We start from the raw sequence: 12,690 nt of genomic DNA, 5'->3' as shown, positions 1-12,690 counted from the left end.
ATCACCCTCATCAAACTAGAGTTACTTTCACTGTAATGATTTGTTTGGCTTTTGCAATAACATGAATCTCTCTTGCCGTAACCGGTAAATCGGCTATTGGAGCCTCGTCTAAATTGACTAATTCCGCCGAAGCAATCGCTCGTTCAAAAGTCAATGTCCCTGCCCCTTCTTGTTCGGTTACATTAAATAATCGAACGATGTAGCTGTTGTCGTGGTCCTCCGATTGTTTAAAGGCACTCACAATCAATGCTTGGGATGCGAGAGTCAAATACGACTTGCTTAAAGATAATCCGCCGGCTCCTTGCTGCTGGGTTTCCCGATATAGCTTGCCGGGTTTCCGGTTCAGCGAACGAATACCGGTCACATATTGCTGATGTTCCTTCCAGAGCGGCGCAGGATGAGTCTCTTCGATTGCAAAAGGCCTAATAGCATAATTGAATTCGAGCTCTCCCAGCAATTGACCTCCATCGCTGCCGTCCGATAGTACCTCCTTACTCGTGCTACGAAATAAAGTTAACGCGATTGTGCGCTGGTTATTATCTCGGACAACAACCTCATAAAGCCCTTTGCTGTAAATGGCCAGGCCATCCTTGTGATCATCCACGGTAACAATCCCGTTATGCGGCACAACTTCAAAATCCTTGCGCAAATAATCAGACCGATCCGGCCGCTGAATCTGTCGTTTCACCAAATCAAATGGGGTGCTTGTATGGTAATGTTGCGTATCCAATCCGTTGGGAAACAAGATGCGCAGACGATGATTGCGAGCTGTATTGTGAACAGAAGTCCTGCAATAAATGATGGGATCACCCTTTTTCAACTCGACCCAAGTCGTAATCGGCATGTCAACCCATTCCTTGCTTCTGCTGTTCTCATCACTTTCAATGCCCCTCGGAACACGAAGATTGAGTTGGATACGAATACACGCTTGATAGGGTCCATCATACATAGTGGATACCGTAGCTTGCACGCCGGAAGAACGTACGGTTTCATTATTTATTGGTGAAACATGACTCCAGCCGTCCCCGATGTCCGCTTCATCTTCCAATAGTAATAGTCCTTCATAAAAGCGTCCCGTTTGGACATCTGTTACTTGAATGGTACCATTGGAAGTTACGCGTAATCGAATGCGCCCATTATCCCAGGTATGTTCATCCATCTGCATGGAGCCTGGGTAGCGCACTGGCGCGATCAGCTTTGGGGCACTGTATTCCAAAGGAGCATGATTTTCAATCGTATACCTTTCCAATGTATAAACCGAATAACCGAAAGCAGGTACCTTGCCTGGCATCGCAATGCGAAACCGATCCACTGCTTCACCACGGGGAAGCTCTCTATAGGGTCTATACAGGTGCATGCTGTTCGTTTGAATAGTGAGCAATTGGTAAGGAATTTCATTGTGCTCCGCATCATAAATTCGAAAAGAAGTGCCGTTTAACGAATTTTTCATCGTTACCGAAACATCCGAGTTTGCAGGAAGACTAAGCTCGACCTCAAAGATCCCCTCTACGGAAGACTGCGAAGGATTGAATACCGTAAAGGCGTGATTCCCACCAAGCTGCTCCTCGTTAAGATGATTGGATATGTAGCTCATTTGTTCATAAATCATCTGTTCGCTTATCAAGCGGGATTGGTCAAACCGATAAATCATATCCTGGTGCACTTGGTCAATCGAACAACCGCAAATGGAATCATGGGGATGGTTTTGCAGCACAAACTCCCATGCTTTTTTGATAAAGCTTTTGGAATACGCTCGTCCTTCCAAAGCCGCCATCACGCCCAATGGCTCAGCCCATTTTTCGATCAAGTTTTCACAATGCTGATTATGCTGTTTCAAATGGACGCGCGAAGACAAGGTGTTCTCCGGAACCCAGTTGTTTAGTCCATTATAAGCAAGCTCCTTTTGCTCCCCTTTATAAACCCTCAAATCCCCGACTTTTCCACGCAAGTCTTGTAGATAGGTTTCAAGATGGGCATGAACAAACTGCACATTCAACTTTTTATTCTCGCTCAAGGTTTTAAGCATCCAAGGCAATTGCGGTTCGATTTCAACGTGATCCACCCCATCCATGCTCAAAGCTATTGTGGTGGTGGCCCGTTTATTCTTATAATCCATCAACATCATGGCCCGCTCCATCAGTTCATCCTGATGTTCCTCATAAGCATTATCACGATCATAAAAGGGCCATCTCAACGCAAAATAGAAATCGCTATACGAACGGTCTTCATCCAGCTTCAATCCCAATACTCTGCTGCCATCGGCCCCCTCCCACCAAATTTCCGCAGGGTCCGCATCCCCGCGGAAACCTCGGAACAATACGGCATTATCAATACCGAAGCCGTGGAGAATTTGTGGCAGCTGGCTGTTATGTCCGAATATATCCGTGACATACCCCGACAACATGGGTTGAACTCCCCAGGAACGAGCATCCCTTATTCCCCTCAAAAGATTGCGAATCAATGATTCGCCGCTGACCAGGAATTCATCCGGCATGACATACCAGGGGCCAATAGCAATTCTATTATCCTGAATTAACCGTTGCAATCTGTCACGATTCTCCGGGCGAATCTCCAGGTAGTCGTCGAGCATGATGGTTTGGCCGTCCATCGTAAAAAAGCGATAGTCGGCGTTCTGCTCCATGTAATCAATCAATTCATCCATCATGTAGACCAGGCGGGTGCGAAAGCTCTGGAAATCCTGATACCATTCCCTATCCCAATGAGTCTGCGAAAGAACATACATTTTTTCGATTCGGTTTTTTTCCATTTTCGGTTTCTCCCAATTCAATAAATAATAGTTGAAAGCCTCTTAGAATGCCATTCTCTTATCCTTTTACTCCCGTCATCGCGAAGGCTTGAATAAAATGTTTCTGCAGCCATAAATAAACGAGGATAGGCGGAATCATCGTAATGGTTGCCAGGGCGAAGATCGACGGATAATCCGGTACTCTTCCCACCTGCTTCGCTTCTCCCATCAAGGAGGAAATCCCCGTAGCGATCACTTGCATATCCATACTGTTGATCACAATAAGGGGCCATAAATAATCGTTCCATATTCCGATAAACGTTATGATAATCAGTGCGGCTAGAATCGGACGGGTCATGGGGAAATAAATCCGGAAAATGGTATGGAACACTCCCGAACCATCCACACGCGCCGCCTCCTCGTAATCAAACGGAAGAGAATCCATCATCTGTTTCATCAAGAAGATTGCATATACGGGGACTAGTCCTCCTACCAATAAAGCTGCCCAGGAATCAAGCATGCCGTGACCGCCTTGGCCCAGCCAATCATTGCCGCCTGCCAACGGCCACCGCACATAGAGCAAATAAGTAGGCACTAACGTTACCTGGCTTGGAATCATCATGGAGGCAAGAAAGATAAGGAATACCGTATCCCGGCCTTTAAACCTGAGCTTGGAGAACACGTAGCTTGCCACAAGAGCAATAATACAGGTTGTTAAAATGTACCAGAGACAACGTATTAAAGTGTTGATATATAGCCGATACACTTGTGGATCCGTAAACACCTGAATGTATCGCTCCAATTGCCACTCCGTTGGTATCGGGACAATGAAAGTGTCATAGTAGTCCTTATTCGTCCCCAAAGAGGCCATAAGTTGAAACAAAAAGGGATAAAACATAATAAGGCTACCTGCTGCAAGTATCCCGTAGATAATCAAGGACTCTAAGCGCGTTCGTTTTTGCACCCTGACTTTCTCCTTTCATCAGCAATCCAGCTTCAGTTGATCATGTCATTCGGCGTTGCGAAATGCGATATTGCATAACGGACAAGATCAAGGTCACGACCAATACGACGACTGAAGATGCACTCGCCATCCCGAAATTAAAGGCCTGAAAAGCATCCTGATAGATGCGATACAAGATAATGTTCGTATCTCCATGAGGACCTCCATACGTGATGAGCTGTACCGGTTCAAAAATTTGAAAACTGCCGATAATTCCTGTAATCAATAAAAACATCGTAATTGGCCTCAGGCAAGGAATGGTGATATACCAAAATATTTTCAATCTGCTCGCACCGTCGACTTTACCTGCTTCATATAAGGTTGTGTCAATCCCCTGGAGCCCCGCCAAATAAATGATGACCGTGCTTCCGACACCTTTCCAAACGGTAATGATAATGAGCCAAAAGCTCATCCATAAGGCACTCTCTTGAAAAACGATAGGCTCCATGCCAAAACGAATCATCATTTGTTTAACTACCCCATCAACCGGACTGAGCAGGGTATTAACCATTTGGGCAACGACTGCGAAAGGGACAAGCACTGGCAAATACCAAATCGTACGTATGGCCCCGCTTCCAAATACCTTCTGATTCAATAACAGAGCAATCAATAAACCGATGATCAAGCTGCAGAATAAAATAATAATGCCATATACGCCAGCTCGTATCAGCGTCTCTACATAATCGCCTTGTGTAAAAAATGTGCGAAAGTTTTTTATTCCCACCCATTCGGGCAATCCGGCCACACCCGTCCATTCTGTTAACGATAAATAAATAACAAACAAGGCCGGGAACACGGCGAAAATCGAAAAATACAATATCATGGGAGATAAAATGGAATAGCCGATGATTCCTTCTTTATGTCGACGCATCCATTTCTGCAAGTGAGTGGACTGTACGTTATCGGGAGCAGAACCTCCCCCGGAAACCAAAGTTTCACGGGGGATAGCCTTTTTGTTTAAAATCCTGCTCATTTCAATAAGTCTTCCGCGGTTTTCTGTGCTTCAGCCAATGACTCTTCGATTGACTTATCTCCAATTAATACCGACTCCTGAGCTTTATGCCAAGCCTCCCAGATCTTTGGACCGTTCTTCGGGTATGACGGAAGCGGACCGGCTTGCTCATTCGCTACAATCTCACCATAAACCGCCAACTGCGGTACAAGCTCTACCAGTTCAGTATTAGCAATCGCCAGTTTATTTGAAGGCATTCTGCCTGAGGCAATAGCGAACTTCTCTTGATATTCCTTGCTCGCGATAATTCTCAGATATTCCATTCCCGCTTCTTGGTTCTTCGATTGCTTTAATACAAACCACAATGTATTGCCTACGATCACATTAGCTCGCTCCCCATCTTCAGGGACAGGTAACGGAGCAAAGCCGCAATTGCACTTTTCGTTCTGAGACCAGGAGATGTGCCAAGGACCTGCAACACCAAATGCCGCTTTTCCATGATGGACCAAGTTATACAACGCATTTTCATCGTTCAAAGCGGTTGAACCGCTGGGAGCTGTAAGGGAAAGTTCCTTCAAGAAGCTTAATGCTTTCACATTTTCCGGCGACTGGAAAGTTATCTTTTCCGAATCGGGTGATGTCAGATCCCCTCCAAGCTGTCTCATAAACGGTGCAATTCGGAACGTGCCGCCAAGCCCCGTCGTTTGAACCACCGAGCCAAAGTATTCGCCTTTGCCTGCTTCTGTAATTTTCTTGGACAGATCTAACCATTCATCCCAAGTTTGTGGAGGCGCATCCGGATTTAAACCCGCCTTTGTCATAACATCTTTGTTATACATTAATGCGAAAATCCCGGTCATACCTGATACCGCGTAGATCTTGTCTTCAAACTTCGCTGCTTCCATGGGCCCGTCTGCAAGATCCGTTGTAAAATCAGCAGGCACTTCGGAAAGAGCACCCAGCTTCGCTAATTCCGGGACAAAATCCTCACCAAACGATACATCTGGCGGATTCCCGGCCATAACCGCTAACATCAGATTTTGCCGAAGATCATCCCCCCAGCCTTTACCTACATAATCAATAATGATTCCGGGGAATTTCTTCTCCATCTCTCCTTGGATATACTCGTACAAATCCTGGTTTTTTTTGTCCGTATTCGTTGGCCAGTCCAGACTGGGCTGGGCCCACACCGTTAGCCTGACCGGATCGCTGTCTCCTACAGAGTTCGTAGGTGTGTTCGTAGATGGTGCAGGTGCTTTTGTAGAGCAAGCTGCCAGCATGGCGACCATCACCATCGCTGCCACCCATTTAAATAATGTCTTTCTGCTTTCTTTCATACATGTACCTCTCCTTTGATCATTGTAAGATCCCTTTGTTTGTTCAATCGTATTGCAAACGCTTCCCAATGTCATATTATATATTATATTGTAATGTGTCAATATAATATTGACAAAGAATTGTAATATAAAATCATTCCATTTTCGCCTTGCGGATTCCCGCTTTTAAATCGGACATAAATGGTCTTGGATGGATTGTTAGTCAACCAATCAACTAAGTCGATATCCAAAGTAGTCCTGTTCATATTTCCGTTTGCCCTGGCAGCAGCACTCCAGTTCGTGCCATCTTTGGACACATCCACCTCATAATCTCCACCTATGTCCAACGTAAGCGTAGCTTGCTCAATATCGTCCGCCAGGTCGAACTTATAGATCCAGCTGGCATCTCCATCTGCATACCGGTAACCTTCATCCATAGCCGAATGATTATCTTCATACAGGTATAGAGTTTCCGCACTGGAGTTATCGGCCTCAAAGCTGACACCTTCGATGTCCGTGTTCAATTTTTTAATGGTGGCTACGATATCCTGGGGTTTAAGAAACACATATTTGCCGGGAAAATCCTGTTGCAGCCTGGCTACCTCATCTTTTAAGCGCTCAAAGAACACCGCTTCACCATTGTCATCCACACCGTAAAATGCCAGAATCGGGTATAGATTATAAAACACCGGATGCTCGCGATCTTCCGATACACTGCTCAAAATGCTGTAGATATCCCCGTCCCTCGTAAGCATATTGCCTTGAGACAAGGTATAAATTCCATGGTAGGCATTGATCGGCTGGACATCGTCTCCCCGCAAAATTCCCGTCACTCCGCTGCCCGCCAGGCTGTCTACCATTTGCTTGTGGTATACGCTGTTTAAAGGGATCCGCCAAACATTCGCTGTATGAACGCCGGCATCCGTCAGCCACTTCTTGTTTTCATTCAACCAGGTTTCGTATCCATGGATCGAATAGTGATTCGGGTAAATAAACTGATAGCCTGACGGGCCCGCTACAAGCTCAATGTTATCGCCTTTTTCGGCGTACAAGTAATCCAGGATTGGCGAACCCAGCTCGCGCAGAACCGGCGCTATGGTAATACCTACAGGAACATCTCCCTTGGCCGGATCCTGAAAATAATCCATCAACTGCTGCGCGTATTGCAGGTTGTCGCCGTCGCTCGCCGTGATGGACACATAAACCTTGCCAGGTTCAGCATCAACAGCTGCTCCGGCTGGCTGGGTATAGGTTTTGTTCTCAAAGCTCGACCAGACGCTGCCGTTGGAGAAGAAATCAGAGACCACGTACCCGACTCCGAGGGGATTGGTGTATTCGTTCAGATCATCCGCATTCGGGGCATAGCCCAACACAGCCGTACCAGGCGGGTAGCCTCCTTCTTGAATGATGTGTTTCATCTCCTCGTATTCGTCAGGATTGCGGGGGTCCAGGTAGAAAGTGAAGGATTTGCTTGCTACCGCGTAATCAAAGATGTTCCACGGATAACCTACCCAATCCGGCAATCGCAAACCGGCAGAAAACAAAATTCGTTTGTCCAGGGAGGGCATAAGATGTTCGACCGCCCATTTATACGCATCGACTCGTCCATTCCAATTGGAGCGAATGTCTTCGACCGATTGGCTTCCAAACTCTGAAATCAGGCTGCTTCGGATCCCGTCCGTTACAGGCAAACCAGCCTCCAAAGCCCCCTTCATCAAGGCAATGTTGAAGGTCCAATCTTTGCTGCCCTCCCATACGATGAATTTGTCGATCAAGGATTGATAATCTCTGTACATCGTTCTTAGCCCGGGGTTGCTTCCTGTGACCAAGGAAACAGGCGAATAGCTTTTTCCGCTTTGATCCAGCCACAATTGGTCAAGATTCTTTTCTCTCGTTAATACATAAACTTCAGCCGAGCTCTGGTTTATCAGCCCCTGCAACGTCAAGGCAGCCAGCTTCGCTTCAGCCGAATCGTTCCGGATGTCATAGACATGCAGCGTGTCAGCTGATTCCATCTTGGGAAACGTGCTGCTTGCTGACTGTTTATTTCTAATCTGCAGCGCTACTATTGCACCTGCCAGGATAACTATACATAACAAACCAAGCGCAACTGATATAGGCCATTTCTTCAACATCCTATTTCTCCCCCCAAAAACGGCAAAATAGATGCAGAACTGTCACTGATAGCGTTCGGCCAACTCAAGTAGATACATTAAGATGGTACAAGCTTGGTCCATGCCCATCCAACGGGCTTCCATCCCTAAATTTCACATAAACGATTTTGGAAGGATTACTGACTAACCATCCGCTTAAGTTGCTGGTCACCGTAGTCCTGCTTAAATTGCCATTGGCATTGGCAGCAGTGATCCAGTTGATTCCATCACTGGACACATCGACTACGTAATCGCCGGCTATATCCATGGTAAGCGTCGCGTCTGTCACATCGTCAGTCAAATCAAATTTATATACGATGACCCTGTCTTCGTCGGCATAACGATGATCGTTGTCAATCGCACCTGTATTTTGAACAATGAACTGGTTATCCAGATAGCTCGGAGTCGTCATGGAAATGCCGCTTATCTCCGATGACAGCGTAAGATGGTACAAGCTCGGTCCATTCCCATCCAACGGGCTTCCATCCATAAATTTTACATAGATGATTTTTGATGGATTGTTGATCAACCACCCGCTTAGGTCGCTTTCTACCGTAGTTCTGTTTATATTGCCGTTAGCCCTGGCAGCGCCACTCCAGTTCGTGCCATCCTTGGATATGTCCACTTCATAATCTCCGCCAATATCCAAAGTGAGAGTAGCTCGATCGATATCATCCGCGAGATCGAATTTATAGACCCAGCTTGTATCGCCATCTGCAAATCTATGACCATTATCAAGATTGGAAAATTGATCTTCATAGATATGTAGCGTCTCTTTATCCGAGTTGTTAGCCGCAAAGCTGACGCCTTGGATGTCCGTGTTCAATTGGTCAATGGTGGCTACGATATCCTGAGGTTTAAGAAATACATATTTGCCGGGAAAGTCCTGCTGCAATCTGTCTATCTCTTCCTTCAACCGTTCAAAGAACACTGCCTCTCCATTGGCGTCCACGCCGTAATAAGCCAATATAGGGTACAGATTGTGAAAAACAGGCTGGGAAGCATCTGCAGATACATGGCTCAAAATGTTATAGATATCTCCGTCGTTCATGAGCATATTGCCTTGAGATATTGTATAAATACCATGGTAGGCATTGATCGGCTGGATATCGTCTCCCCGCAAAATCCCCTTCACTCCGCTGCCCGCCAAGCTGTCTACCATCTGTTTGTGGTACACGCTGTTTATCGGCATGCGCCATACATTTGCGGTATGAATCCCCGTGTCCGTCAACCATTGTTTGTTGTTATCCAACCATGCCTCGTATCCGCTGCTCGAATAATGATCCGGGTAAATAAACTGATAGCCTGACGGGCCAGCAACAAGCTCAATGTTATTGCCTTTTTCGGCGTACAAGAAATCCAGGATTGGCGAACCCAGCTCACGCAGAACCGGCGCTATGGTAATACCTACGGGAACATCGCCCATAGCGGGATCCTGGAAATAATCAATCAGTTGCTGCGCGTATTGCAGGTTGTCGCCGTCGCTCGCCGTGATGGACACATAAACCTTGCCAGGCTCTGCCTCAACAGCTGCTCCGGCTGGCTGGGTATAGGTCTTGTTCTCAAAGCTCGACCAGACGCTGCCATTGGAATAGAAATCAGAGACCACGTACCCGACCCCGTGGGGATTGGTGTATGCGTTCAGGTCATCCGAATTCGGTGCATAACCCAGCACTGACGTACCAGGCGGGTACCCTCCCTCTTGGATGATATGTATCAACACATCATATTCGTCGGGATTGCGAGGATCCAGGTAGAAAGTGAAGGATTTGCTCGCTACCACGTAATCAAAGATATTCCACGGATAATCTACCCAATCGGGCAATCGCAGACCGGCAGAAAACAAAATTCGTTTGTCCAGGGAAGGCATAAGATGATCGACTGCCCATTCATACGCATCGACCCGGCTGCTCCAGTTGGAACGAATGTCTTCGACCGTTTGGCTTCCAAACTCTGAAATCAGACTGCTTCGGATACTGTCCGTTACAGGCAAACCTGCCTCCAAAGCGCCTTTCATCAAGGCAATGTTGAAGGTCCAGTCTTTGCTGCCCTCCCATACGATGAGCTTGTCGATCAAGGTTTGATAATCTCTGTACATCGTTCTTAGCCCGGGATTGCTTCCTGTGACCAAGGTAACAGGCGTATAGCTTTTCCCGCTTTCATCCAGCCACAACTGGTCAAGATTCTTTTCTCTCGTCAATACATAAACTTCGGCCGAGCTCTGGTTAATCAGCCCCTGCAACGTCAAGGCAGCCAGCTTCGCTTCAGCCGAATCGTTGCGGATGTCATAGACATAAAGCGTGTCAGCCGATTCCATCTTGGGAAACGTGCTGCCTGTCGCCAGTGCGCTCTCCGCCTGTAAGGTTATCGATGTTGTCGCCGCCATAATAAGTGCCAGGGCCAAGGAGATAGCTCGCTTTTTCAACATAGTTATTCAACCTCCCTTATTCGATTTCATATCCGTTTCCGGCACCACCACGACTTTAACGATCTGGCCCTTATCTTCTTTACACAATGTCATTGCCTCTTGGATATCTTTCAGGGGCAGACGGTGGGATATAATGATGTCGGAAGGAATAGTGCCATTTTTCAGCATGTTTAATACAATCGGATAATACAGGGCTGGACTGGCGAAGCTGGACCGCAACTGGAGCTTTCTATAATGAAAATCGTTTGCATCAAATTGAATCGTTCCGGATCCTGCCCCGATGCCAATGTAGGAGATGATTCCCCCGTAGGCTAACAAAGAAATCGCCTCCGGAATAATCGAGACGGGGGCGGTCACCAGTACCCGATCAAACTGCCGGTGCAGTTCATCATGCTCGATTAGAGAACGGTCGGTTGCCAGTACTTCTGCACCTAAACGCGCTGCTGCTTCCAGTCGGGCTTGATTCCTGGTTCGGCCTATACACACCACTTTAACTGCGCCGCTTCGCAGCGCCATCGGAATGGCCATTAATCCAATTGGTCCCGGTCCGATCACACAAACGCGATCGCCATGTTGAATATCCGCTGTTTTGACCATATCAAGCGCAACGCCTGCCGGTTCCGCCAAGCTGGCCGCTTCGGGCGTCAGCCCTTCATAGCGGACCACGCCGCAAGCCGGAGCAAACATGAATTCGCTGAATCCCATAGAAGGCCCTGCATGCCAAAAGTGAGGCGCTTTATTACACAAATCCACTCTGCCTTTCCGACACAGGTCACATCTCCCGCAAAATCCAGCCGACTCCAAAACGACGCGATCTCCAACATTCAAGCCTTCACAATTGCTGCCCAGCTCATGAATAACTCCGGCTATTTCGTGACCGAACGGCTGCCAATCCGCCGTTCCTTCGGCTGCATTACTCAAATCCGTACCACAAATGCCACATGCCTCCACTCGTATCAACACATGGCCATCAGGTATTTCATTAGGCAAATCAATATTCCGTAATGTGCATTGCCAAGGCGATTTTAAGTAGGCGGTTCTAATTAACATGACATCATTCTCCTGTATGTTTGGCGGCGGCAAAGATATCATCAATTAATTGATCAACAGCGAAGGCTTCTCGCGCTGTAGCCAAAGTGACCTCTTCTCCCGACAACGCTTTTTCGATTAAGCGATATTCTTCCTGGAAGTTATCCACCATGCCCGCATTAAACGACTCTTTCGTTTTTATCGATTCATCCCACAATTCAGCTACCGGCGATTCATACTGCGGACGCTCCCACAGTGTGGTATGAAGCGTACTTAACCCCGATTCACCGCGAAGTTCGATGAGTTCATCCCATCCGTTCTCCCTTTTCCCAACACCGAACAAGGGAAGCCATCCGCACTCGACCGTTACAGTCGATCCATTCTCCATCTCCAGCAGCGCATGGGTCATTTGATCCACTTTAGGAAAACAGCCTTCCTGGTATTGCATGCGCGCAGCCAGTACCTTCTTTACCGGTCCTGCCAAATAGAGCAGCAAATCCAGCATGTGGCTGCCTGAATTAACGAACACCCCGTCCAATGCCGCATTTGGAGATTGGGCAAGCTGGTTTTTTATGATTGGCCAACTCGCACTTGGCATGGGATGATACACCCTGACCAAGCCGCTTCGCATCGTTCCAATTCGCGCGACATATTCTCTAAACTTCTGCACCGTTGGGTGCACCCGCTTCATGTAGCCAACAAAAAATGGCTGTCCGCTTTGCTCGACAAGCTCAACGAGTTGACTGGACTGTTGTGCTGAGCGAGTCATCGGTTTTTCACACAGAACAGCATGCCCCGCTTTTACAGCAGCCATTGCCACATCAAAATGAAAAGCGTTCGGAACCGCCACCGTAACTAAATCCGCTTTTTCTGCCAACAGCTCATCCGTATTCGTTGTCCAGCGGCAGCCATAGTTATCGGCCAATTGCCGCGCCGCCTTCTCATTAAAGTCCGCAATAATTCCCAATTCATAGCCCAAAGCCTTTATGGACCGTGCATGGTAATCCGCAATGTTGCCCGCCCCAATCATATTCACTTTCATAATTTGTACCTTTCCTCTCCC

At 47.3% G+C, this 12,690-nt stretch carries 8 protein-coding genes; all 8 read right to left on the bottom strand.

Going from position 1 to position 12,690, the window contains the following annotated elements; genetic code table 11:
- Positions 1–10 precede the first annotated feature (10 nt).
- Positions 11–2,767: an alpha-mannosidase gene (locus B1748_RS14080; RefSeq protein ID WP_087568559.1), complete on the bottom strand. Its 2,757-nt coding sequence runs from the start codon at positions 2,765–2,767 to the stop codon at positions 11–13.
- 58 nt (positions 2,768–2,825) lie between these two features.
- The gene (locus tag B1748_RS14075; protein ID WP_087568558.1) at positions 2,826–3,710 is read right to left on the bottom strand and encodes a carbohydrate ABC transporter permease; all 885 of its coding nucleotides are present in this window, start codon (positions 3,708–3,710) and stop codon (positions 2,826–2,828) included.
- A gap of 40 nt (positions 3,711–3,750) precedes the next feature.
- Positions 3,751–4,722: a carbohydrate ABC transporter permease gene (locus tag B1748_RS14070; RefSeq protein WP_087568557.1), complete on the bottom strand. Its 972-nt coding sequence runs from the start codon at positions 4,720–4,722 to the stop codon at positions 3,751–3,753.
- A complete protein-coding gene (locus B1748_RS14065; protein ID WP_179215583.1) occupies positions 4,719–6,038 on the bottom strand; it encodes a sugar ABC transporter substrate-binding protein in 1,320 nt (439 codons plus the stop codon). The genes B1748_RS14070 and B1748_RS14065 overlap by 4 nt, the downstream gene beginning before the upstream one ends.
- Positions 6,039–6,136: 98 nt before the next feature.
- On the bottom strand, positions 6,137–8,152 hold the full coding sequence (locus tag B1748_RS14060) for a GxGYxYP domain-containing protein (RefSeq protein WP_087568555.1): 2,016 nt from the start codon (positions 8,150–8,152) through the stop codon (positions 6,137–6,139).
- A 64-nt stretch (positions 8,153–8,216) separates the two neighbouring features.
- Positions 8,217–10,598, bottom strand: coding sequence for a GxGYxYP domain-containing protein (locus tag B1748_RS14055; protein WP_087568554.1), 2,382 nt, complete (start codon positions 10,596–10,598; stop codon positions 8,217–8,219).
- Positions 10,599–10,604: 6 nt separating this feature from the next.
- Positions 10,605–11,648, bottom strand: coding sequence for a zinc-dependent alcohol dehydrogenase (locus tag B1748_RS14050; protein ID WP_179215582.1), 1,044 nt, complete (start codon positions 11,646–11,648; stop codon positions 10,605–10,607).
- Positions 11,649–11,652: 4 nt separating this feature from the next.
- The gene (locus tag B1748_RS14045) at positions 11,653–12,669 is read right to left on the bottom strand and encodes a Gfo/Idh/MocA family protein (protein WP_087568552.1); all 1,017 of its coding nucleotides are present in this window, start codon (positions 12,667–12,669) and stop codon (positions 11,653–11,655) included.
- Positions 12,670–12,690: the final 21 nt, after the last annotated feature.

Source organism: Paenibacillus sp. MY03 (genome assembly GCF_002165585.1).
GTDB classification, from domain to species: domain Bacteria; phylum Bacillota; class Bacilli; order Paenibacillales; family Paenibacillaceae; genus Pristimantibacillus; species Pristimantibacillus agaridevorans.
Note: the sequence above shows the minus strand (reverse complement) of the source record. Positions and strands in the feature narration are given on the sequence as shown.

Coding starts and splice junctions, on each gene's coding strand:
- B1748_RS14080 (WP_087568559.1), bottom strand. CDS start 2,767: ATGGAAAAAAACCGAATCGAAAAAATGTATGTTCTTTCGCAGACTCAT.
- B1748_RS14070 (WP_087568557.1), bottom strand. CDS start 4,722: ATGAGCAGGATTTTAAACAAAAAGGCTATCCCCCGTGAAACTTTGGTT.
- B1748_RS14065 (WP_179215583.1), bottom strand. CDS start 6,038: ATGAAAGAAAGCAGAAAGACATTATTTAAATGGGTGGCAGCGATGGTG.
- B1748_RS14060 (WP_087568555.1), bottom strand. CDS start 8,152: ATGTTGAAGAAATGGCCTATATCAGTTGCGCTTGGTTTGTTATGTATA.
- B1748_RS14055 (WP_087568554.1), bottom strand. CDS start 10,598: ATGTTGAAAAAGCGAGCTATCTCCTTGGCCCTGGCACTTATTATGGCG.
- B1748_RS14050 (WP_179215582.1), bottom strand. CDS start 11,648: ATGTTAATTAGAACCGCCTACTTAAAATCGCCTTGGCAATGCACATTA.
- B1748_RS14045 (WP_087568552.1), bottom strand. CDS start 12,669: ATGAAAGTGAATATGATTGGGGCGGGCAACATTGCGGATTACCATGCA.